This is a genomic window from Pseudomonas sp. 09C 129 (assembly GCF_002843625.1).
Lineage (GTDB): Bacteria > Pseudomonadota > Gammaproteobacteria > Pseudomonadales > Pseudomonadaceae > Aquipseudomonas > Aquipseudomonas chlororaphis.
On record NZ_CP025261.1, the window covers coordinates 666,003 to 687,540 of the forward strand.

A 21,538-nucleotide genomic window follows, 5' to 3' on the forward strand; every position below is an offset into this window, starting at 1 on the left:
CTTGACTGAGATTATCCCCCCATGCACCATTGATAGTTAGCAAACTAACAGTGTGCGAACCTTCTTTTGCCCGACTCTCTCGAATCACTCCAGATGAATATCAGTAGTGGCATGGTGGTCGCCGCCCGACATTGGCGGCGGATCTGCCAGAGCACGCTGGTCAACTATGGAATCTCCGAAGCCTGCGCCGTGCCCCTGCTGATGATCGGGCGCCTGGGCGAGGGCGTGCGCCAGGTGACGGTGGCGCAGGCGGCGGGGATGGAAAGCCCGTCCCTGGTGCGCCTGCTGGACCAGCTGTGCAGCGCCGGCTACGCCTGCCGTACCGAGGACCCCCACGATCGCCGGGCCAAATGCCTGAGCCTGACCGACACCGGCCGCGAGCTGGTGCAGTCGGTGGAAGCCGAGCTGGTGCGCCTGCGTCGCGAGGTGCTGGAAGGCATCACACCAGCGGACCTTGAGACGGCGCTGAAGGTGATCCGCGCCTTCGAGTCGGCTGCCCAGCCGTCGGCGGTGCCTTCTTGAGCGGATTCTTTACCGGCGTGCCGCCGGCGCGCGACTGGTTCTACGGCGTGCGCACCTTTGCCGCGTCGATGATCGCGCTGTACATCGCCATGCTCATGCAGATGCCGCGTCCGTACTGGGCGATGGCCACGGTGTACATCGTCTCCAGCCCGTTCGTCGGGCCCACCAGTTCCAAGGCGCTGTACCGTGCAATCGGCACCTTGCTCGGCGCCTCGGCGGCGGTGCTGTTCGTGCCGATGTTCGTGCAAAGCCCCTATCTGCTGGTGGTGATCATCGCCCTGTGGACCGGGATCCTGCTGTTCCTCTCCCTGCACCTGCGCACCGCCAACAGCTATGCGCTGATGCTGGCCGGCTACAGCCTGCCGCTGATCGCCCTGCCGGTGGTGGATAACCCGCTGGGGGTGTGGGACGTGGCGGAGGCCCGCACCGAGGAGATCTTCCTCGGCATCGTCTGCGCGGCCGTGATCGGCAGTATGTTCTGGCCACGGCGGCTGGCGCCGGTGTTCGTCGATTCGGCGGGCAAATGGTTCGCCGATGCCTCCACCTACAGCCAGCGCTTTCTCAGCCGCAACGTGCAGCCCGAAGAAGTCAGCGCCTTGCGTGCGTCCATGGTCGCCACCTTCAACAGCCTGGAGCTGATGATCGGCCAGTTGCCCCATGAGGGCGCGCGCCCGCAGACCGTGCGCAATACCAAGGAGTTGCGCGGGCGCATGATCCACCTGCTGCCCGTGGTGGACGCCCTGGACGATGCGCTGTACGCCCTGGAGCGACGCACCCCGGAGCTGGTGGAGCAGTTCGCGCCGCTGCTGGCCCAGGCCGGGCAATGGCTGGAAAGCACCGCCCAGGGTGCCTCGGTCGAGCGCTGGCAGGCCCTGCGCAGTGAGCTCGAAGCGCTGCAACCGGACGCCGAAGCCCTCGACGACCGCCGCCAACTGCTGTTTTCCAACGCCCTGTACCGCCTCGGCGAGTGGATCGACCTATGGCAGGACTGCCGCAGCCTGCAACACGCCATCCAGTGCGAAAGCCAGGACATCTGGCGCGCGGTCTATCGCCACTGGCGCCTGGGCCGCCTGACGCCATTCCTCGACCGTGGGCTGATGCTGTACTCGGTGGCTTCCACCGTCCTGGCGATCATCGTCGCCTCGGTGCTGTGGATTCTCCTGGGCTGGACCGACGGCGGCAGCGCGGTGATCCTCGCGGCGGTGGCCTGCAGCTTCTTCGCCTCGATGGACGACCCGGCGCCGCAGATCTACCGGTTCTTTTTCTGGACCGCGATGTCGGTGCTGTTCGCCAGCCTCTACCTGTTCCTGATCCTGCCCAACCTGCACGATTTCCCGATGCTGGTGCTGGCCTTCGCCGTGCCATTCATCTGCGTCGGCACCCTCACGGTGCAGCCGCGCTTTTACCTGGGCATGCTGCTGACCATCGTCAACACCTCGTCCTTCATCAGCATCCAGGGCGCCTACGACGCCGACTTCCTGAGCTTCGCCAACTCCAACCTGGCCGGGCCCATGGGCCTGCTGTTCGCCTTTGTCTGGACCCTGGTCGCCCGGCCGTTCGGCTCGGAACTGGCGGCCAAGCGCATGACCCGCTTCAGCTGGCAGGACATCGTCGGCATGACCGAGCCCGCCAACCTGGCCGAACACCGCCATCTGGGGGTGCAGATGCTCGACCGCCTGATGCAGCACCTGCCGCGCCTGGCCATGACCGGCCAGGACACCGGCGGCGCCCTGCGCGAAGTGCGCGTCGGCCTGAACCTGCTGGACCTGCTGGCCTATGCGCCGCGGGCCCAGGGTAACGCGCAGGTGCTGTTGCGCCAGGTGGTGGCCGAGGTCGGCGCCTACTTCAAGGCTTGCCTCAAGGCCGGCGAACGCCTGCCGGCGCCGAGCGGCCTGCTGATGACCCTGGACCGCGCCCGTCGCACCCTGGATGCCCACAGCCAGGACGACCGCGAAACCCGTTTGCACCTGCTGCATGCCCTCAGCGGCCTGCGCCTGGCCCTGCTGCCCGGTGTGGAGTTCGTCGGCGGTGGCGAGCTTGAGGAACCGCTGCCCCATGGCATCGATGGAGCGCCTTTATGATCGGTGACCTGGATATCAGCGGGGTGTTCCTGCCCACGCTGCTGGTGCTGATGGGCCTTACCTATGGCTTGTACCTGGTGGTCCACGGGCTGCTGACGCGCCTGCATTTTTATCGCCTGGTCTGGCACCGGGCTTTGTTCAACGTTGGTCTGTACGCTTTGCTGCTCGGCGCCGTGGACTCACTCAGTCGATACCTGATGACATGAAAAAACCTTTATTGACCATTGGCCGTGTGGTCCTGACCTTGCTGGTGGTGAGCTTCGCGGTCGTGGTGGTCTGGCGCATGGTGATGTACTACATGTTCGCGCCCTGGACCCGGGACGGGCATATCCGTGCCGACATCGTGCAGATCGCCCCGGACGTCTCCGGGCTGATCCAGCAGGTGCAGGTGCGTGACAACCAGCTGGTCAAGCGCGGCCAGGTGCTGTTCAGCATCGACCAGGACCGTTTCAGCCTGGCCCTGCGCCAGGCCAAGGCGTCCCTGGCCGACCGCCAGGAAACCCTGGCCCAGGCCCAGCGCGAGGCCAGGCGCAACCTCGGCCTGGGCAACCTGGTGCCGCGCGAGCAACTGGAAGAAAGCCAGTCCCGTGTGGCCCGTGCCCAGTCGGCCCTGGCCGAGGCCCAGGTGGCGGTGGACAGCGCCCAGCTGAACCTCGACCGTTCGGTGATCCGCAGCCCGGTGGACGGCTACGTCAACGACCGCGCACCACGGACCCAGGAATTCGTCACCGCCGGGCGTCCGGTGTTGTCGGTGGTGGACAGCAACTCCTTCCACATCGACGGTTATTTCGAGGAAACCAAGCTCGACGGCATTCACATCGGCCAGAGCGTCGATATCCGCGTGGTCGGCGATCGCGCGCGGCTGCGCGGGCATGTCGAAAGCATCGTCGCCGGCATCGAGGACCGCGATCGCAGCAGCGGCTCCAACCTGCTGCCCAACGTCAACCCGGCCTTCAGCTGGGTGCGCCTGGCCCAGCGGATTCCGGTGCGCATTGCCTTCGACGAGGTGCCGGAAGACTTCCGCATGATCGCCGGGCGCACCGCCACCGTGTCGATCATCGACGATCAGGCGCCAATCCGCTCGGAGCCGGCGCAATGAACAGCGCCCTGCGTGTGGCCACGGCTGGGCTCGGTCTGCTGCTGTCGGCCTGCCAGATGGTCGGCCCGGACTACCACCTGCCGGACGACGCGGCGTTGCACCGCAGCGATTTACAGGGCGAGCTGGCCGGATCGAGCGACAAGGTGGTCTCGGCGCCGGTCCCGGCAGACTGGTGGCGCTTGTACCAGGACCCGCGCCTGGACCAGCTGGTGCAGCAGGCCATGGCCTCCAACACCGATCTGCGGGTCGCGGCGGCCAACCTGGCGCGGGCCCGCGCCCAGGTCGACGAGGCCCAGGCGGCCGGCGGCTGGAGCGGCGGGGTCAAGGCCGGGGTCGAGCGCCTGCAGGAGTCCGGCGAAGCCTTCCTGCTGCCGGAGAAAGTACCGGTGGCCAACGTCGGTAACCTGTCCGTCAGCACCTCTTATCAGTTCGATTTGTTCGGCACCCTGCAGCGCGGCATCGAGGCGGCCCAGGCCAACGCCGATGCCACCCAGGCCGCGGCCGACACCGCGCGCATCACCCTGGTGGCCGACGTAGTGCGGGCTTACACCCAGGTTTGCGCGGCCAATGAAGAGCGCGAGATCGCCGAGCACTCCCTGGACCTGCAGGCCCAGAGCACCGCGCTGATCCAGCGCCTGCGCGACGCCGGGCGTGGCGACGAAACCCAGGTCACCCGTTCCCAGACCCAGTTCAAGTCCCTGCGCGCCGAACTGCCGCGCTATGAAGCGGCGCGCCAGACCGGCCTGTTCCGCTTGTCGATGCTCCTGGCCAAGCCGCTGAACCAGTTGCCGGCCGGCACCGACAGCTGTGCCGAGCTGCCGCATATTGCGCAATTGTTGCCGGTGGGTGACGGCGCGACCCTGCTCAAGCGCCGCCCCGACGTGCGCCAGGCCGAACGTCGCCTGGCCGCGGCCACCGCCGATATCGGCATCGCCACTGGCGCGCTGTACCCGGACATCAGCATTGGCGCGACCGTCGGCACCGTGGGCATCGTCGACAACCTCGGCAAACCCTCCACCAACCGCTGGGGCTTCGGCCCGCTGATCAGCTGGACGGTACCGGCCAACGGCGCCCGCGAACGCATTCACCAGGCCGAAGCCGCCAGCCAGGGCGCCTTGGCGCATTTCGACGGGGTGGTGCTCAACGCCATCCGCGAAACCCAGACCGGCCTGGCCCAATACAGTGCCCAGTTGCAGCGTCGCGACGCCCTGGCCGAGGCCGAGCAGTCGGCGCGCCAGGCCGCCGACCAGACCCATCGCTTCTTCCAGGCCGGCCGCGAGTCGTTCCTCGCCGACCTGCAGGCGACCCGCACCTATACCGACGTACGGGCCCAGCTGGCCGCGGCCAACACCCAGGTGGCGATGAGTCAGATCGACCTGTTCCTGGCCCTGGGCGGTGGCTGGGAAAGCGGACGAACGCAAGCCTCGAACCCCGCCAAACCCTGAGGCCGTTGCTATGCTTTGAACAGTTGGCTGAGCACCTTGCGTCCAGTGCTCGGCCAGCGGTCAGGCACGTGATGGTCATGGGGATTCCAATAATGAAAAACCCTTATGCTCTCGGCTTCTGGTGCGCCATCGTCGCACTGGTGCTGCTTTCTGCGACTTATTTCTACGGTGTCATGCTGGCGCACCAGATCGACAAGGCCATGATCTTTCTCGACAGCGCCAGCGCGCTGATTGCGGTGAGCGCCATCGTCTTCGTGGCCTGGACGTCGTTCCAGACCCAGAAAATCAAGAAAAGGCAGCTCGAGCAGGGCAAGACCCTGGTCGCGATCTGGGACACCAAAGTCGCCCTGCGCCGGGTCGAGACGGTGTTCGACCGTTACTTTTGGGGCAGTTACTGGCAGCCGGGGCGGACCTTCCAGGAAGTCATGGGCGAGTTGACCGGTACCCCCCTGGAAAAAAGCCTCGAAGCCCTGAAAAAACAGTGCGTATTACTGGATAAACAGGCCGCCGACGGTCGCCACTGGCTGAACAATGCCCGCGAACTGTCCGATGTCGCCGCCGCCATGGCCCGCGAACGCTATCAACTGGATTTCTGCGACCCGCGTTCGGAAACCCCGGGCGGCGCGGTGATCAACCGCGATTTCGAAGTGCTGGTCTACACCTGGACCGCGCGCCTGAAAAGCTTCGATCACCAGCTCGACGCGCTGGAGGTCGAATACTCCGAACACGCCACGTAGCCATGTCGCCATGTAGCCGCTGCCGAGCCCGCGAGGCTGCGATCGGTTGCAGAGCAACCGCAAACCCTGAGTCCGCGATCTGCCTGAAGAAACGCACCGTCTGGCCCAGCGACGGCTGCGCCGCCGATCGCAGGCTGCGCCAGCGGCTACAGGAACGCGGCGTCTACGTAGCCGCTGCCGAGCCCGCGAGGCTGCGATCGGTTGCAGAGCAACCGCAAACCCTGAGTCCGCGATCTGCCTGAAGAAACGCACCGTCTGGCCCAGCGACGGCTGCGCCGCCGATCGCAGGCTGCGCCAGCGGCTACAGGAACGCGGCGCCTACGTAGCCGCTGCCGAGCCCGCGAGGCTGCGACCGGTTGCAGAGCAACCGTAAACCCTGAATCCACGATCTGCCTGAAGAAACGCGCCGTCTGGCCCAGCGACGGCTGCGCCGCCGATCGCAGGCTGCGCCAGCGGCTACAGGAACGCGGCGCCTACGTAGCCGCTGCCGAGCCCGCGAGGCTGCGATCGGTTGCAGAGCAACCGCAAACCCTGAGTCCGCGATCTGCCTGAAGAAACGCACCGTCTGGCCCAGCGACGGCTGCGCCGCCGATCGCAGGCTGCGCCAGCGGCTACAGGAACGCGGCGTCTACGTAGCCGCTGCCGAGCCCGCGAGGCTGCGACCGGTTGCAGAGCAACCGCAAACCCTGAGTCCGCGATCTGCCTGAAGAAACGCACCGTCTGGCCCAGCGACGGCTGCGCCGCCGATCGCAGGCTGCGCCAGCGGCTACAGGAACGCGGCGCCTACGTAGCCGCTGCCGAGCCCGCGAGGCTGCGACCGGTTGCAGAGCAACCGCAAATCCTGACTCCGCGATTTACCTGGCTAAACGCGCTATAGCTTTCTGCCCTGCGCATTCACTACTTTTCACATGGAAAGGTTGGGCCGCCTGGCCTGGCCGGTGCTAATCTTCGGCAGTTTTACGCACAGTCGAGCCACAACCCGTGCCGGGTTCAGGGAAGACGACCACACATTTCAACAACGGATCGATCGGGTCAAATAATGAATAAATCAGCAGGCGTACTGTTAGGAATCGTCGTCGCGGTGGGCGCTATCAGTGCCGGCGGCGCCTGGTATACCGGGACCAAGCTGGAAGGGGTGCTGCAAACCTCTATCGCCGACGCCAACAAGGAACTCCAGGCCGCCATGGTCGGTTCCAACGGTACCGCCAGCCTGGAGCTGGTATCGCTGGAGCGCAACCTGTTCAGCAGCACCGCGCGCTACCGCCTCAAGGGCCAGGGCGAGATGTTCGGCGACAGCGCCGAGGGCGTCGAACTGGTGTTCGTCGACCGCATCGAACATGGCCCGCTGCCGTTCTCGCGCCTGATGACCCTGAAATGGCTGCCGGTCATGGCCACCAGTCACTACGAGCTGGAAAAGAACACCCTGACCGAGAAATGGTTCGCCGCCACCAAGGATGTTTCCCCGCTCAAGGGCGTGGTCAACCTGGGTTACGACCGCTCCGCCACCGGCAACCTGGAGTTGCTGCCGCTGGAGACGGCCCTGGACGACAAGTCGACCCTCAAGTTCTCCGGCCTGAAGCTGGACCTCTCGACCAGCGCCCAAGCGCAGAAGGTCAAGGCCGAAGGCTACATGGACAGCCTCAAGCTCAACAGCGTCGCCGAAGACCAGACGCCGGTGCAGGTCGAGCTCAACGGCCTGACCCTGGCCAGCAACCTGACCAAGAGCAACTATGGCTTCTACGTCGGCGAAAACACCCTGGAGCTGACCAGCACCAAGGCCACGTTCGGCGAGAAACAGTCGGTGCTCAGCTTCAAGAACTCTGAGATCAAGAGCGCCACCGACGAGACCGGCGCCCACCTGGCCGGTCGTGCCGACTACAAGATCGGCGAAGTCGCCCTCAACGGCAAAGCCGTCGGTTCGGCGCAAATGACCTGGAGCATGAAGAACCTCGACATCGCCTCCGGCATGTCGCTGATGCAGGTCTACCAGAACAAGCTGCAACCCTACGAAGACGCCGTCGCCGCGGCCGAAGCCGCCGGCGAGCCAGCGCCCGAGTTGAACCTGAGCGAGGCCGAGCAGGCCCAGGTCAAGGCTGACCTGGACAAGCTGCTGGCTGCCCAGCCGCATATCGCCCTGGAAAACCTCTCGTTCAAGACCACCAATGGCGAAAGCCGCCTGAGCCTGGTGGTGGACCTGAACAAGCCGCAATCCATGGAGCTGCCGCCGGCCGAACTGAGCAAGCAACTGCTCACCCAGCTGGACCTGAACCTGCTGCTGTCCAAGCCGATGATCGCCGACATGGCATCGGTGCAGGCGCAGCTGGACGGCGTGACCGACGCCAAGGCGATCGCCGACCAGGGCAGCATGGCCGCCGACATGGTCAGCGGCATGGCGCTGGGCACCCAGCTGGCCAAGCTGGAAGGTAACGACATCGTCTCCAAGCTGCGTTATGCCAACAACGAAGTGGACTTCAACGGCCAGAAAATGACGCCTGAGCAGTTCGTCGGTTTTGTCATGAGCAAACTGGGTCCGGTCACCATCCAGTAAACCGCGCAAAACCCCTCCACGGGGTTTTCAGCCAGAAACGCCCGGCCTCCGTACCACGGAGTCGCCGGGCGTTTTTTTGCCTGTAGCTGGCTGGAGAGTTCCCCCCCAGAGCCTCCTTGAACATGGCTACAGGCCACGTCGTTCGCGGATTCGCGCAGAAACGAATCTGAAGAAATATTGCATTTGCGCATCCGCATCAGCCTTGCATGGAAGACTCCGCCCCAATCTGGCCGAGTCATCTGATTCGGCTTCCTGGCACGTATCAGGCGGGGGGACACAAGACCCCGGCTAGCCATGTAAGGATGCTGAAGAAATGCGGTTCATTGTTCATCCTGTTCGCCTTTATGGTTTGCGACCGCTGCTGCGCCTGACGTTATGCAGCCAATTGCTGTGGCCGACCCTGGCCCTCGCCGACCCGGCGTACGACCGCCTGATTCTCGACGCCCGCGCTGGCAGCTATGCACCAGCCCTGAGCCATTTGCGCCAGGTGCCGGCCGAACGGCTGAGCACCGGGCTGGTCAGCGATCACCTGCAGATCGCCAGCTGGGCCGGCCTCGATGCCGAAGTCGTGAATGTCTATGAAACCCAGGCCCGTGGCCGGGTGCTGCCGATCCAGGCGCTGACTGCCACCGCCCGGGCCTACCGCAACCTGCAGCGCTGGGACGCGGCGATCCAGGTGTACCGCCTGGCCCTCGAACGCGACCCGCGTAACCCCGACCTGCAACTGGGCCTGGCCCTGACCCAGGCCGACGCCGGCAAGCCGGAGGAGGCCGTGCGCCGTGCCCGCGAGCTGGTGGCGGCCAAGCCCGACGACGCCACCCGCCGCCTGGCCCTGGGCTACGCCCTGACTCGCGCCGGTTCGCCGTATGACGCGCTGTTCGAGTTCGACCAGGCGTTCGTCCGCGCCGGCACCCGGCCGGAAGTCGCCCGCGAATACGTGTTCGCCCTGCAACGGGCCCGCCTGCCGGAGCCGGCCCTGCGCCTGGCCCGCCAGCGCCCGGGGCTGATCGATCCCGTCATAGAACGTCGTCTGCAAGGCGACCTGGCCGCCGAGCGCGTGCGCCTGGCCGAACTGGCGACCCGCAGTGAGAAAGAGCGCTATGTCATCGCCGACCGTGCCCTGGCCGATTACGACCAGTTGCTCGCCACCTGGACCCCGGACCCGGAGGCCAGGGACGACGTGACTCGCTGGCGCATCGACCGCATGGGCGCGCTCAAGGCCCGGGCGCGCACCGCCCAGGTAATCGACGAGTACCACAAGCTGAGCGCCGAAGACGTGGCCATCCCCACCTACGCCCGGCGTTGGGTGGCGGCCGCCTATCTGGACCAGCGCCAGCCAGAGATCGCCAGCGACCTCTATCGCCAGGTGCTGGCGGCGCCGGATGCCGATGTCAGCGACCGCGTCGAAGACAGCACCGCGCTGTATTACGCCTTGCTGGAAAGCGATCGCCCGCAGGAAGCGCAACAGGTCGCCGACGACCTGGCCAGGAACCAGAAGCCGCGGGTCGAGCTCAAGGGCTTGCCGGTGGGCAACCCCAACGATGAATGGATGGACGCCCAGCAGCTCGCCGCGCAGTCCGGCACCTACAGCGCCGACCTGCCGGGCAGCGAGCAGCGCCTGGCCAGCCTGGTGGACCAGGCGCCGGGCAATATCGGCCTGCGCGTGGCCCAGGCCAACCTGTACCAGGCCCGGGACTGGCCGCGGCGCGCCGAGGGCCTGCTCAAGGAAACCGAGAGCATGGCGCCGCGCGATGTCGGCCTCGAGGTTGCCCAGGGCCACACCGCCCAGGACCTGCAGGAGTGGCGTCAGCTCGATGCCCTGACCGACGACGTGGTGCAGCGTTATCCCGACAACCGTCAGGTGCAGCGCCTGGCCCGCCAGCGCCAAGTGCACGACATGGCCGAGCTGCGGGTCGAGACCTATGGCGGCAAGAGCTACGGCGGCGGCAACAACGGCGCCGGCGCGGTTTCCGGGAGCAAGGACTTCGGCATCGAGACGGTGCTCTACAGCCCGCCAATCAATGAAGACTGGCGCCTGTTCGGCGGCCTCGGCTATGCCACCGGCGACTTCCAGGAAGGCACCGGGCATCACCGCTGGCAGCGTATCGGCGTGGAGCGCCGGACCCGCGACATGACCCTGGAAGCGGAAGTCTCCAACCACTCCTACGGCTTCGACGACAAGCAGGGCGCGCGGCTGTCCCTGGCCCGCGACATCGACGATCACTGGCAGTACGGCGCCAGCCTGGAATACCTGTCGGCCAACACGCCGCTGCGGGCGCTGAACAGCAACATCTACGCCAATGGCGGCAGCGGCTTCGTGCGCTGGCGGGCCAACGAGAGCCGGGAATGGCGACTGGCCCTGAGTCCTTCGCATTTCAGCGATGGCAACAACCGTTTCGAAGCGCTGCTCACCGGTCGCGAGGGCGTCTATGCCACGCCTCACGTGCAGGTCGACCTGGGCCTGGAAGTCGGCGCCAGCCGCAACAGCAAGGAAGACACGCCGTACTTCAACCCCAAGTCGGACTTCACGGTCCTGCCGACGGTGAACGTCAACCACGTGCTCTATCACCGCTACGAAACCTCCTGGAGCCAGCAGTTCCAGGTAGGCGCCGGTACCTACAGCCAGCGCGATTACTCCACCGGGGCGATCGGCCTGCTCAGCTATGGCCAGCGCGTGACCTGGAACGACGTGTTCGAAGCCGGGGCCGCCCTGAGCGTGCTCAACCGGCCTTACGACGGCGACCGGGAAACCGACCTGCGCCTGCTCCTCGACCTTACCTACCGCTTCTAGAAGAGTCCGAAGATGCCTCCGATGACCCGTTGCATCCTCCTGCTGGGAGCCCTGATTCTCAGCGCCTGCGCCCAGCCCGCCGCGGATTTCCTGGCGCCGGCGCAACGCCCGGTGCTCGCCAGCGAAACCCCGTGGCCGAAAAACCACGTGCTGGGCATTGCCTACCACGACGTCGAAGACCGCGACCCCGACCAGGCGGTGGTGGCCGTGCGCACCGAACGCCTGATCGAACAGCTGGCCTGGCTGCGCGAGAACGGCTACCAGCCGGTCACCGTGGACCAGATCATGGCGGCGCGCAAAGGCGGCCCCGAGCTGCCGGCCAAGGCCGTGCTGCTGAGCTTCGACGACGGTTATGCGAGTTTCTACACCCGCGTGTTGCCGGTGCTGCGCAGCTACAACTGGCATGCCCTGCTGGCGCCGGTGGGGGCGTGGGTCGATACCCCGCTGAACCAGCCGGTGGATTTTGCCGGCACCCCGCGCCAGCGCTCGGACTTCCTGACCTGGGAGCAGGTCCGCGAGATCTCCCGTTCCGGCCTGGTGGAAATCGCCGCCCACACCGATGCCAACCACAAGGGCGTGCTGGCCAACCCCCAGGGCAACCTGCAACCGGCCGCCGCCACCCGGCGCTATGACGCCAGCACCGGGCGCTATGAAAGCGAAGCCGAATTCGAGGCGCGCCTGCGCAGCGACGTGGCCGCCATCTCGAAGAAAATCCGCGCCGCCACCGGCTACAGTCCACGGGTCTGGGTCTGGCCTTATGGCGCCGCCGACGGCACCGCGCTGCGGGTGGTGGGCGAGGAGGGCTACGACATGGCCCTGACCCTCGACGACGGCCTCGATGCCCTCGACAACCTGATGAGCAGCCCGCGCTTCCTGGTGTCCTCGGACCCGGACGCCATCCACTTCTCCAACAGCATCGTCGGCGTCGAGGCCAGCAACCCGATGCGCGTGGCCCATGTCGACCTGGACAACGTCTACGACCCGGACCCGCAGCAGCAGGAAATCAACCTCGGCAAGCTGGTCCAGCGCATGGCCGACCTGGGCGTCAACACCGTGTTCCTGCAAGCCTTCGCCGACCCCAAGGGCGATGGCCTGGTGCACTCGCTGTACTTCGCCAACCGCCACCTGCCGGTGCGCGCCGATATCTTCGACCGGGTCGCCTGGCAACTGCGTACCCGGGCCAACGTCAAGGTGTTCGCCTGGATGCCGGTGCTGAGTTTCGCCCTCGACCCGAGCCTGCCGCGCGTGACCCGCTGGGACCCGGAAACCGGCCAGGTCGCGGTCGACCCGGACCAGTACCGGCGCCTGTCGCCGTTCGACCCGCAGGTGCGGCGCATCATCGGTGAGATCTACGAAGACGTGGCGCGCCTGACCTCGGTGGACGGCATCCTCTACCACGACGACGCGGTGTTCTCCGACTTCGAAGACGCCAGCCCCGCAGCCCTACGTACCTATGCCGCCAACGGCCTGCCCGGTTCGATCGCCGCCTTGCGCGCCGATCCGGCGACCCTGCAGCGCTGGACCCGCTTCAAGAGCCGCTACCTGATCGACTTCACCCATGAGCTGACCGCCAAGGTCAAGGCGATCCGCGGGCCGCAGGTGCTGACCGCGCGCAACCTGTTCGCCGAACCGATGCTCAACCCGCAGAGCGAAGCCTGGTTCGCCCAGAACCTCGACGACTTCCTCGCCCATTACGACTGGACCGCGCCGATGGCCATGCCGTTGATGGAGGGCCAGCCGCGCAAGGCTTCCGGCGCCTGGCTGGAGCAACTGGTGGCCACGGTCAAGGCACGCCCCGGCGCGCTCAACCGTACCGTCTTCGAACTGCAGGCCCGGGACTGGGCGCAAAAACCGGCGAGCGATATCGACGCCGCGCAGATGGCCGATTGGATGGGCCGGCTCAAGCGCCAGGGCGCGACCAGCTTCGGCTATTACCCGGATAACTTTCTCGAGAACTCGCCGGACTTGAAGACCATCCGTCCCGCGCTCTCCACCAAGTGGAATCCCTAAATCATGTTGGATCGACTGCTAGCCCTGCTCGTCCTGGCGATTGTCCTCGGTGTGCCGCTGGGCCTGATCTTCCTGGTGACCGGCCAGTTCCTGATGGACTTCGTGTTCTTCTACCCGCTGTTCATGTCCGGCCTGTGGATCGCCGGCGGCCTGTACTTCTGGCTGCACTGGGAACGCCACTGGCCCTGGAAGGACGACACCCTGCCGCCGGTGCTGGCGGGCGAGCCGCTGATCAGCATCCTGATCCCTTGCTACAACGAGGGCGACAACGCGGCCGACACCATCCACGCGGCGCTGGCCCAGCACTATCCGAATATCGAGGTCATCGCGATCAACGACGGCTCCAAGGACAACACCGCGCAAGTGCTGGACGCCCTGGCGCTGGAGGATCCGCGGCTGCGGGTGGTGCACCTGGCACAAAACCAGGGCAAGGCCGTGGCCCTGCGCATGGGCGCCGTGGCGGCGCGCAGCGAATACCTGGTGTGTATCGACGGTGACGCGCTGCTGGCGCCGAACACCGCGGCCTACCTGGTGGCGCCGCTGCTGGAGAATGCGCGCCTGGGCGCGGTGACCGGCAACCCGCGGATTCGCACCCGCTCGACCCTGGTGGGCCGGGTCCAGGTAGGCGAGTTCTCCTCGATCATCGGCCTGATCAAGCGTACCCAGCGGGTGTTCGGGCGGATCTTCACGGTCTCCGGGGTGATTGTCGCCTTCCGCCGCTCGGCCCTGCACCGGGTCGGCTACTGGAGCCCGGACATGATCACCGAAGACATCGACATCAGCTGGAAGCTGCAGCTCGATCACTGGAGCATCTTCTACGAGCCACGGGCGCTGTGCTGGATCCTCATGCCGGAAACCCTGCGCGGCCTGTGGAAGCAGCGCCTGCGCTGGGCCCAGGGGGGCGCCGAGGTGCTGTTCAAGAACATCCGCGGGATCTGGCAATGGCGCCACCGCTACCTGTGGCCGCTGTTGTTCGAATACTGCCTGTCCACCGGCTGGGCCTTCACCTTCCTGCTGTCGGTGATCTTCTGGGGCGTCGGCCATTTCATCGTCATGCCCGAGGCCATCGCCGTCGACCGCCTGATGCCGCCGGCCTTCACCGGGCTGGTGCTGGCGATGGTCTGCCTGCTGCAGTTCGCGGTCAGCATCCTGATCGATCGCCGGTATGAAAAGGGTTTGGGCAAGACCATGTTCTGGGTGGTCTGGTACCCCCTGGTGTTCTGGCTCGTCAGCCTGTTCACCACGCTTGTCAGTTTCCCCAAGGTGCTGTTCAGCCAACACCAGAAGCGTGCGCGCTGGGTCAGCCCCGACCGTGGCATCAAGCCGATAGATGATGAAGAGGAGGCTCGCTGATGAAAATCATCAGAACCCGTCAACGCCCATTGCTGGTGATCGTCGATGCGGCGTTCACCGTGCTGGCCTGGATCGGCCTGCTGTACCTGCTGGTACGCGGCCTGTGGCCGCTGATCGACACCCACGACGGCCCGCGTATCGAGGTCGGCGTGCTGGAAGCGCTGGGCACCTTGCAGACCTACCTATGGGTGGCCCTGCTCAACGCCGCCGTGCTGATCCTCTGGGCGCGTTATCAGCAGCGCAAGAGCAAAAGTTTTGCCCGGCGCCGCCTGCCGTCGCCGGCGCTGGACGACCAGCGCCTGAGCGAAAGCTTCAAGCTCAGCGCCGCCAATTTTGCGCGCATGCGCCAGCCCGGAACCATGACGGTGCATAACGACGAGGAGGGCGTCACCACCGGTTTCTTGCGCCTGAGCCCCGAGCGCCAGCCGCATCCGCCGTTGCTGGCGGATTCCGTGGAGCGCTGATTCGGCTGCTGGTTGAAGGTGGCTGGGTCAGGGCGGCCGGGTAAAAATCCCGGTGCTCGTCGAAAAAAGCCCCGGAGCTGAAAAAAAACCGGGGTTTTTTCGTTTACAAGCGGCGGCGGCTCAAGCTCAATCAGCCTTCAAGCTTCAAGCTTCAAGCTTCAAGCTTCAAGCTTCAAGCTTCAAGCTTCAAGCTTCAAGCTTCAAGCGCAACGCTGCGCAGCTATAGTCTCCAGGCCCCGATGAACCCATTCGCAGAAGGTGCTCGCGTATGTCCCGTTTTGCCTCTCTCAATACCTGGCTGGCCGCCGGCGCCGTCCTGCTGTGCCTGCAGTTGCCGGCCCAGGCCCAGGAGCGTTTCACCCTGAACGTGCCCGGTGTCTCGGACAATCGCCTGTTCACCCCGGCCAGCGCCAGCGATGCCAAGGGCTGCGGCGGGCATAACCTGTCGCCGGCCCTGGCCTGGACCGCCGGCCCGGAAGGCACCCGCAGCTACGCCATCGTGATGCACGACCCGGACGGCGCCAAAGGCCAGGGGATCGATCACTGGGTGCATTACGGGATCAAGCCCACGACCCGGCAGATCGCCGCGGGCGCGGGGGCCAAGGGCACCCTGGAAGGGCTGGGCGGCACCAACAGCAAAGGCACCACCGGCTACGTCGGTCCTTGCCCGCCGATGGGCGACAGCGCGCACCACTACATCATCCAGATCTACGCCCTGGAGCTGGCGCCCGATGCCTTGCCGGCCGGCCTGACCCGCGCCCAGTTGCTGGAAAAGATCAACGGCCACGTGCTGCGCAACAGCAGCGTGGTGCGGCGCTATCTGCGCTAAGCAGAATTTTTTTCCGGGGGCTTAACCCGAATCGCCGAGGGGCTTCGTCTGAAGGGGGGAATGGATCAATTTCCCCGAGGTCAGCCCCCATGTTCCTTCCTCCGTATTTCCTTCGCCCCGCCGTTCAGGGGTGCGCCGCCGGGTTGCTGTTGGCCATGGCCGGTTGCGGCCCGTCCTCGCCTGAGACCCGGGGCGCTGCCTTGCCCGCCCCGGAGGCGGTAGAGCCGCAGGCCGCCGTGCCCTCGCCGAGCGAGGCCCCGCGCGCCGATGTGATCCTGGCCGGATACAACAACGCCAAGGCGCTCGCCCCGGCCCCCATGCAAGCCTCGATGATGACGCGCGAATCGCTGCCCGCCGGCTATCGCGCCGAGCCGCGGGAGCAGTACCAGAACCTGCCGGACAACCCGATCCACAGCGTGGCGCAGGCTCCGGTCTCGACCTTCAGCGTCGATGTCGATACCGGTGCCTACGCCAATGTCCGGCGCCTGCTCAACCAGGGCAGCCTGCCGCCGCAAGGCGCGGTGCGCCTGGAAGAACTGGTCAATTACTTCCCCTACGATTATGCCCTGCCCGGCGACGGCTCGCCGTTTGGCGTGACCACCGAGATCGCGCCGTCGCCCTGGAACCCCCACACCCGCCTGCTGCGCATCGGCATCAAGGCTTCGGATCGCACCGTCGCCGAACTGGCGCCGGCCAACCTGGTGTTCCTGGTGGACGTGTCCGGCTCCATGGATCGCCGTGAGGGCCTGCCGCTGGTGCAAAGCACCCTCAAGCTGCTGGTGGACCAGTTGCGCGAACAGGACCGGGTGTCGCTGGTGGTGTATGCCGGTGAATCGCGGGTGGTGCTGGAGCCCACTTCCGGGCGCGACAAGGCGAAGATCCGCAATGCCATCGAGCAACTGACGGCGGGCGGCTCCACCGCCGGCGCGTCGGGCATCCAGTTGGCGTACCAGATGGCCCGGCAAGGCTTCATCAAGAACGGCATCAACCGCATCCTGCTGGCCACCGATGGCGACTTCAACGTCGGCATCAGCGACTTCGACCGCCTCAAGCTGATGGCCGTCGAGCAGCGTAAAAGCGGCGTGTCGCTGACCACCCTCGGCTTTGGCGTGGACAACTACAACGAGCACCTGATGGAGCAACTGGCTGACGCCGGCGATGGCAACTATGCCTACATCGACAACCTGCGCGAGGCGCGCAAGGTCCTGGTGGACCAGCTCGGCTCGACCCTGGCGGTGGTGGCCAAGGACGTGAAGCTGCAGGTGGAATTCAACCCGGCCCAGGTCAGCGAATACCGCCTGCTGGGTTATGAGAACCGCGCGCTGAAACGCGAGGACTTCAACAACGACAAGGTCGATGCCGGCGAGATCGGCGCTGGGCATACGGTCACCGCGCTGTATGAAATCGTGCCCAAGGGCGAGCAGGGCTGGCTGGAGCCGTTGCGTTACGGCCCAGCCCCCACGCAGCCGCAATCGAGCATCAAGAGCGACGAACTGGCCATGCTGCGGGTGCGCTACCAGGCGCCGCAAGGCGGCAGCAGCCGGCTGATCGAGCGGCCGATCCTGGCGTCGCAACAGCACGGCAAACTCATCCAGGCCAGCGATGATCTAAGATTTGCCGCAGCCGTGGCGGCGTTCGCCCAGCAGCTCAAGGATGCTCGTTACACTGGCGACTTCGGCCTCAAGGACACCGTTGCTCTGGCCCGCGGCGCCAAGGGCGAAGACCGTTTCGGCCTGCGCGGCGAGTTCGTGCAACTGGTGGAACTGGCGCAGAGCCTGCAGACTGCCGCTCCGGCGAATCAGCCGGGCCGTTCCGGGGAGGCGTTGAGCCGCCGTGAGTAACGTCATGACGAGCCACCAGAAGGAGTTCAGTACGACTATGCCTGCGGCGAATCGACCAGAGCCCGCCAGCAGCGACGAAACGCTGCTGGCGCGTTATCGCGCGGGCGACAGCGCTGCCTTCGAAGTGCTCTACCAGCGGCATCGCCAGGGGTTGTACCGGTTCCTGCTGAGCCTGTGCGACAAGGCCGAGCTGGCCGACGAGGTCTATCAGGACACCTGGCTCAGCCTGATCCGCACCACCAGTGCGCCACAGGGCCGGGCCAGCTTTCGCACCTGGCTGTACCAGATCGCCCGCAACCGCTTGATCGACCACTGGCGCAAGCACGGCCTGCGCAACCCGCTGCACGACAGCTACGACGAGCAACTGCACGATTTGGCCGATGACGCCAGCGGTCCGGAACAACACCTGAGCCTGAGCCGTGAACGGCAACGCATCGACGCCGCCTTGCAGGATCTGCCCGCCGACCAGCGCGAGGTGTTCCTGCTGCGCGCCCACGGCGAACTGGAATTGCCGCAGATCGCCAGCCTTACCGATACGCCGCTGGAAACGGTGAAAAGCCGCTTCCGTTATGCGCTGAAAAAACTGCGTCGGCTCCTGGCCGAGGAGGTACTGACATGACTGACGCCCGACAGCTTCCCCCTACCGAAGAAGAGCGCATGCTCGAGCACATTCGCCAGCACAGCCATGGCGAGCCGCCGGCCAGCCTCGACGCCCTGATCATGGCCACGGCCCGCCGCGAAGTCCCGGCGCCCCGGCCTTCCCTGTGGCAACGCTGGTTCGATCTGTGCCGCCAGCCGCGCTGGCAAGTGGCGTTCGCCGGTCTGTTCGGCGTGACCCTGCTACTGGGCGTGTTGCAGCGCTCTCCAGAGCCGGCACCGAGCCAGGCATTCGCTCCCGCGCCGGCACCCGTGGCAAAGGCCGCGGCCCCGCAGCTTGCACGGCGCCAGGCCGAGTCCGCGCCCGCTGGCGCTGCTCCTGTGGAATCCGCCCGTGCGGAATCAACCATGGAGGAATCGAACCGCTTCGAACTGGCCGCGACGCCGGACGCGGCCGCTGGCGCCTTGTCGGCACCTGCTCCCGCGGCACCCGGGGCGGGCCTGCCGCTGATCCATGACACGCAAGCCTTCACCGCCAAGCCTTATGAGTCTCTGGGGCACCTGGCGTCATTCCCGGGTAAGGAGCAGGGCAAGGAGCAGGACGAGCGCGAGGCGCCGGCGTCGATCCTCGACGACGCCCTGCGCGAGGTGTTGCGGCTGCGCAAGACCGGCCAGGACAAGATCGCCGACCAGTACATCATCGCCCTGAAGCAGCGCTTCCCCGACGAGGAAATTGCCGAACGCCTGGAGGCCTTGCAGCAACCCTGAGGGCAAAACGCGCGCAAGTAATGGCCTGGCACCACGAAAACGCGCACTATCGAGCCAGTTTCCTGAAAGTGAGAGGCTGGCCATGGCGCCACGCATCGACCGTATCGCTGCACTGCTGAATTGCCCGACCAAGGGCGCGGATATCCGCCAGGCCATCAAGGAGAGTCGCAAGGACTTTCTGCTCGAGGCCGGTGAAGAAGATGAAGACCCGCAACAGGCCCAACCTGCCGCGGATCAGGATGAAGCGGCGCCGCAGCGGCAGACGCCAGATTGAAACCCGGCGCGGTTACTTGCGGGCGGGCGCGCGTTTCACGTTCTGGCCCTTGGCCTCGATGGCCAGGGCAATCGCCTTGTAGCAGTCGTAGAACAGCTCCTGGTTCTTGAACATGTTCTCCACCAGTTCCATCTTGCCGTCGCTGTGCTGGACGCGGATGAAGCGCTGGTTGAAGACTTCCACCAGTTCGACGTCCGAGATATTGATCAGGCGAATCTCGCGGATCTTCGAACTGAAATTGCTGACCGGGGCCACCAGCTTCTTGTCCGTCAGCACCACATAACGATTGCCGGCACCGCGCAGGAAGATCAGCGCCCCCGCGGCGGCGACGGTCATGGCCACGCCCAGGACGCCGAGCAGTTGCATGACCAGATGACCATTGAGCCCCAGGGCCTCTATCAGCCGGATCACGCTGTTGTTCTCGCTGGGTGTGCCGAACACCGCGAACAGCGAAAACCCACCGAAGACCAGGCCCGCCAGGGTCATTTTCTTGTAGTTGGGCCCGTAGTAGTAACGTGCCTGGTGCGACGGCGCGGTGTTGCCGGAAAGGTTCGGGATATTCATCGTTTGGGGTCTTCCATGAGTCTGGCGAGAAACGCTGTGTATGCGCTCGGCAGTGGGCCGGGCGCGTGAATGGCATCAGGGGAGGCATCATCGCAAAAAAGATTGGAGACACCTAAAGGGCTTTCGGGGCGGGGCTGATTGTGGGGGGAGAGCTCAAGGTAGAAAAAACGCAGGTTGGGTGGGCGGCAGTGGAATATCTGGCGGTAGCCCTGCCACCGGCCGGTGGCAGGCGCGTTCAGGCGTAGGGGAAAGCGGGCAGGTCGATGAACTCGGTGGCGGCACCGTCCTCGGCCATGCGCCGGGCCCGCTCCGGCAGCAGCCGGGCGTGGTTTTCCAGCTGCCAGCGATACCAGCTCAGGCGCTGGACTATCCGCCGTCGGCAAGGGGCCGGCAGCTGCGCCAGCAGATCGGTGCTGGCGGGCGCCCAGCGAGCCCGGGTCGAGTAATAGCCGAACAGGTTTTCCCGCAGGCCGAAGCAGTCCTCGAAGCTTTCCTCGATGCTGTACACATACAGCTCGAAGCTGGCGCTAAACTGCTGCTCGCCGTCGGCGTTATCGCGCAGGTAGGCGAATATCCCCGGCCAGTTGATGCAGAACAGGTGCTCGTCCCAATCGCCGTCCCGGGTCAGGTACTCACCCTGGCCGCGAAAGAACTGCGGTATTTCCTGGCGCGCCAGGGCCCGTTCAAAGTTGCTGCTCATGCTGCTCTTCCTCTCGTGAGCCCTGGACGTTGGCGATGCCGACGGACTGCGCCACGCATTCGATGACGCAGTCGAAGCCGATGTCCAGGCGCAGGTAATAACCAGGCTGCAAGCGCGTGAGCTGGGTGCGCATAGGCCCGTCGAAACGCGTGCCGCTGACGTGCAATTCGCTGATGCCCTGGATCTTCAGGTCCAGGCGGCAGTGGGTCAGCGCCTGGCCGGCCGGCCAGGTGGACGGCAGGGACTGGCGATGCAATGCGCCCGCCAACTGCAGGCTCAGTTGCTCGCCCTGGAACTGTGGTCCCGGGGTATGCAGGTCGTAGGGCGTGGCCGCTACGTCGAATACGGCTTTCCAGGCTTGGGGATTATCGACGCTGAACAGCCAGTCGCGGGAACCGCGATCTCGCTCCGGGATCGCCCGGCATTCGGCCAGGGACGGCAACCGGGCGCGGGTCAGGTCGTCGTGCCACAGCTGCCGGGCCGCCAGGAGCAGGCGCTGGAAGAAGTCCCGGCTGTCGTCGATCTGCGCCGGCCAGCCGGCGGGCCATTGATCGTATTCGTAATCGTCTTCAATGGGTTCCCACACTTCCTGGAAGTCGAAATCCGGATCGTCCAGCGCCGCTTGCAGGACCTCCACCAACCGCTGCCGGTGACGGAAGTTCTCCCGGGCGTTGAAGCGCGCCAGGCAGTAATGACGGATCAGGTGTTCGCGATCATCAGGGTCGTTGGGGTCGTAGCGGCTCAGCTCGGCATCCAGGGCCGGGGGCATGTCATAGCCGATGAAACCGCCGATCCAGGCGCGCAGGTCCGGCTGGTAGGGCTGGTCGAGTAAAGGATGGCGCAGCATCGGGACCTCCTGTCCGCGAGGCGTGGGGCGGCACACGCCTCGGTGATTCTTCGATCGACTCAACGATT

General features: G+C 65.8%; 20 protein-coding genes. 17 read left to right on the forward strand and 3 right to left on the reverse strand.

What is annotated here, in order from left to right:
• Positions 1-93: 93 nt before the first annotated feature.
• The 17 genes from CXQ81_RS03100 to CXQ81_RS03175 all read left to right on the forward strand — a co-directional run bounded on the left by CXQ81_RS03100 (position 94) and on the right by CXQ81_RS03175 (position 19,359).
• Positions 94-522, forward strand: coding sequence for a MarR family winged helix-turn-helix transcriptional regulator (locus CXQ81_RS03100; RefSeq protein WP_085533251.1), 429 nt, complete (start codon positions 94-96; stop codon positions 520-522).
• Complete coding sequence (locus CXQ81_RS03105; RefSeq protein ID WP_101336439.1) at positions 519-2,603, forward strand: FUSC family protein; 2,085 nt, start codon at positions 519-521, stop codon at positions 2,601-2,603. Before CXQ81_RS03100 ends, CXQ81_RS03105 begins: the two co-directional genes overlap by 4 nt.
• On the forward strand, positions 2,600-2,809 hold the full coding sequence (locus CXQ81_RS03110; protein WP_007932080.1) for a DUF1656 domain-containing protein: 210 nt from the start codon (positions 2,600-2,602) through the stop codon (positions 2,807-2,809). The genes CXQ81_RS03105 and CXQ81_RS03110 overlap by 4 nt, the downstream gene beginning before the upstream one ends.
• The gene (locus CXQ81_RS03115; RefSeq protein WP_101336440.1) at positions 2,806-3,702 is read left to right on the forward strand and encodes an HlyD family secretion protein; all 897 of its coding nucleotides are present in this window, start codon (positions 2,806-2,808) and stop codon (positions 3,700-3,702) included. Before CXQ81_RS03110 ends, CXQ81_RS03115 begins: the two co-directional genes overlap by 4 nt.
• Entirely contained in the window at positions 3,699-5,147 is a 1,449-nt protein-coding gene (locus CXQ81_RS03120; RefSeq protein WP_101336441.1) for an efflux transporter outer membrane subunit, read from the forward strand. The genes CXQ81_RS03115 and CXQ81_RS03120 overlap by 4 nt, the downstream gene beginning before the upstream one ends.
• 92 nt (positions 5,148-5,239) lie before the next feature.
• Positions 5,240-5,884 carry an NADH:ubiquinone oxidoreductase subunit N gene (locus tag CXQ81_RS03125; RefSeq protein ID WP_037004411.1) on the forward strand — a complete coding sequence of 215 codons (645 nt, stop codon included), beginning with the start codon at positions 5,240-5,242 and terminating at the stop codon, positions 5,882-5,884.
• Positions 5,885-6,923: 1,039 nt separating this feature from the next.
• Complete coding sequence (locus CXQ81_RS03130; protein WP_101336442.1) at positions 6,924-8,432, forward strand: YdgA family protein; 1,509 nt, start codon at positions 6,924-6,926, stop codon at positions 8,430-8,432.
• 313 nt (positions 8,433-8,745) lie between these two features.
• Complete coding sequence (pgaA, locus tag CXQ81_RS03135; RefSeq protein WP_101336443.1) at positions 8,746-11,223, forward strand: poly-beta-1,6 N-acetyl-D-glucosamine export porin PgaA; 2,478 nt, start codon at positions 8,746-8,748, stop codon at positions 11,221-11,223.
• Positions 11,224-11,235: 12 nt separating this feature from the next.
• Complete coding sequence (gene pgaB / locus CXQ81_RS03140; protein ID WP_101336444.1) at positions 11,236-13,233, forward strand: poly-beta-1,6-N-acetyl-D-glucosamine N-deacetylase PgaB; 1,998 nt, start codon at positions 11,236-11,238, stop codon at positions 13,231-13,233.
• Positions 13,234-13,236: 3 nt separating this feature from the next.
• Positions 13,237-14,586: a poly-beta-1,6-N-acetyl-D-glucosamine synthase gene (pgaC, locus tag CXQ81_RS03145; protein WP_101336445.1), complete on the forward strand. Its 1,350-nt coding sequence runs from the start codon at positions 13,237-13,239 to the stop codon at positions 14,584-14,586.
• Positions 14,586-15,050 (forward strand): poly-beta-1,6-N-acetyl-D-glucosamine biosynthesis protein PgaD, encoded by a 465-nt coding sequence (gene pgaD, locus CXQ81_RS03150; RefSeq protein ID WP_101336446.1) that lies wholly within the window; start codon positions 14,586-14,588, stop codon positions 15,048-15,050. Before pgaC ends, pgaD begins: the two co-directional genes overlap by 1 nt.
• A 52-nt stretch (positions 15,051-15,102) precedes the next feature.
• Positions 15,103-15,276: a hypothetical protein gene (locus tag CXQ81_RS30980; protein WP_157832229.1), complete on the forward strand. Its 174-nt coding sequence runs from the start codon at positions 15,103-15,105 to the stop codon at positions 15,274-15,276.
• 42 nt (positions 15,277-15,318) lie between these two features.
• Positions 15,319-15,879 (forward strand): YbhB/YbcL family Raf kinase inhibitor-like protein, encoded by a 561-nt coding sequence (locus CXQ81_RS03155; RefSeq protein ID WP_101336447.1) that lies wholly within the window; start codon positions 15,319-15,321, stop codon positions 15,877-15,879.
• Positions 15,880-15,968: 89 nt separating this feature from the next.
• A complete protein-coding gene (locus CXQ81_RS03160; protein ID WP_101336448.1) occupies positions 15,969-17,720 on the forward strand; it encodes a VWA domain-containing protein in 1,752 nt (583 codons plus the stop codon).
• A gap of 37 nt (positions 17,721-17,757) precedes the next feature.
• The gene (locus CXQ81_RS03165; RefSeq protein ID WP_009041613.1) at positions 17,758-18,339 is read left to right on the forward strand and encodes an RNA polymerase sigma factor; all 582 of its coding nucleotides are present in this window, start codon (positions 17,758-17,760) and stop codon (positions 18,337-18,339) included.
• Positions 18,336-19,085: a hypothetical protein gene (locus tag CXQ81_RS03170; RefSeq protein ID WP_101336449.1), complete on the forward strand. Its 750-nt coding sequence runs from the start codon at positions 18,336-18,338 to the stop codon at positions 19,083-19,085. The genes CXQ81_RS03165 and CXQ81_RS03170 overlap by 4 nt, the downstream gene beginning before the upstream one ends.
• 82 nt (positions 19,086-19,167) lie before the next feature.
• Positions 19,168-19,359, forward strand: coding sequence for a hypothetical protein (locus CXQ81_RS03175; RefSeq protein ID WP_007930316.1), 192 nt, complete (start codon positions 19,168-19,170; stop codon positions 19,357-19,359).
• Positions 19,360-19,371: 12 nt separating this feature from the next.
• Here CXQ81_RS03175 and CXQ81_RS03180 read toward each other — a convergent pair whose 3' ends face one another.
• The 3 genes from CXQ81_RS03180 to CXQ81_RS03190 all read right to left on the reverse strand — a co-directional run bounded on the left by CXQ81_RS03180 (position 19,372) and on the right by CXQ81_RS03190 (position 21,470).
• The gene (locus CXQ81_RS03180) at positions 19,372-19,923 is read right to left on the reverse strand and encodes a hypothetical protein (protein WP_101336450.1); all 552 of its coding nucleotides are present in this window, start codon (positions 19,921-19,923) and stop codon (positions 19,372-19,374) included.
• Positions 19,924-20,158: 235 nt separating this feature from the next.
• Positions 20,159-20,623 (reverse strand): hypothetical protein, encoded by a 465-nt coding sequence (locus CXQ81_RS03185; protein ID WP_101336451.1) that lies wholly within the window; start codon positions 20,621-20,623, stop codon positions 20,159-20,161.
• The gene (locus CXQ81_RS03190; RefSeq protein ID WP_101336452.1) at positions 20,607-21,470 is read right to left on the reverse strand and encodes a hypothetical protein; all 864 of its coding nucleotides are present in this window, start codon (positions 21,468-21,470) and stop codon (positions 20,607-20,609) included. Before CXQ81_RS03190 ends, CXQ81_RS03185 begins: the two co-directional genes overlap by 17 nt.
• Positions 21,471-21,538 lie beyond the last annotated feature (68 nt).

Bases quoted from the DNA above. Each gene is read 5' to 3' on its own strand.
- CXQ81_RS03100 (WP_085533251.1), top strand. From the start codon at position 94: ATGAATATCAGTAGTGGCATGGTGGTCGCCGCCCGACATTGGCGGCGG.
- CXQ81_RS03110 (WP_007932080.1), top strand. From the start codon at position 2,600: ATGATCGGTGACCTGGATATCAGCGGGGTGTTCCTGCCCACGCTGCTG.
- CXQ81_RS03115 (WP_101336440.1), top strand. From the start codon at position 2,806: ATGAAAAAACCTTTATTGACCATTGGCCGTGTGGTCCTGACCTTGCTG.
- CXQ81_RS03120 (WP_101336441.1), top strand. From the start codon at position 3,699: ATGAACAGCGCCCTGCGTGTGGCCACGGCTGGGCTCGGTCTGCTGCTG.
- CXQ81_RS03125 (WP_037004411.1), top strand. From the start codon at position 5,240: ATGAAAAACCCTTATGCTCTCGGCTTCTGGTGCGCCATCGTCGCACTG.
- CXQ81_RS03130 (WP_101336442.1), top strand. From the start codon at position 6,924: ATGAATAAATCAGCAGGCGTACTGTTAGGAATCGTCGTCGCGGTGGGC.
- pgaA (WP_101336443.1), top strand. From the start codon at position 8,746: ATGCGGTTCATTGTTCATCCTGTTCGCCTTTATGGTTTGCGACCGCTG.
- pgaB (WP_101336444.1), top strand. From the start codon at position 11,236: ATGCCTCCGATGACCCGTTGCATCCTCCTGCTGGGAGCCCTGATTCTC.
- pgaC (WP_101336445.1), top strand. From the start codon at position 13,237: ATGTTGGATCGACTGCTAGCCCTGCTCGTCCTGGCGATTGTCCTCGGT.
- pgaD (WP_101336446.1), top strand. From the start codon at position 14,586: ATGAAAATCATCAGAACCCGTCAACGCCCATTGCTGGTGATCGTCGAT.
- CXQ81_RS03155 (WP_101336447.1), top strand. From the start codon at position 15,319: ATGTCCCGTTTTGCCTCTCTCAATACCTGGCTGGCCGCCGGCGCCGTC.
- CXQ81_RS03160 (WP_101336448.1), top strand. From the start codon at position 15,969: ATGTTCCTTCCTCCGTATTTCCTTCGCCCCGCCGTTCAGGGGTGCGCC.
- CXQ81_RS03165 (WP_009041613.1), top strand. From the start codon at position 17,758: ATGCCTGCGGCGAATCGACCAGAGCCCGCCAGCAGCGACGAAACGCTG.
- CXQ81_RS03170 (WP_101336449.1), top strand. From the start codon at position 18,336: ATGACTGACGCCCGACAGCTTCCCCCTACCGAAGAAGAGCGCATGCTC.
- CXQ81_RS03175 (WP_007930316.1), top strand. From the start codon at position 19,168: ATGGCGCCACGCATCGACCGTATCGCTGCACTGCTGAATTGCCCGACC.
- CXQ81_RS03180 (WP_101336450.1), bottom strand. From the start codon at position 19,923: ATGAATATCCCGAACCTTTCCGGCAACACCGCGCCGTCGCACCAGGCA.
- CXQ81_RS03185 (WP_101336451.1), bottom strand. From the start codon at position 20,623: ATGAGCAGCAACTTTGAACGGGCCCTGGCGCGCCAGGAAATACCGCAG.
- CXQ81_RS03190 (WP_101336452.1), bottom strand. From the start codon at position 21,470: ATGCTGCGCCATCCTTTACTCGACCAGCCCTACCAGCCGGACCTGCGC.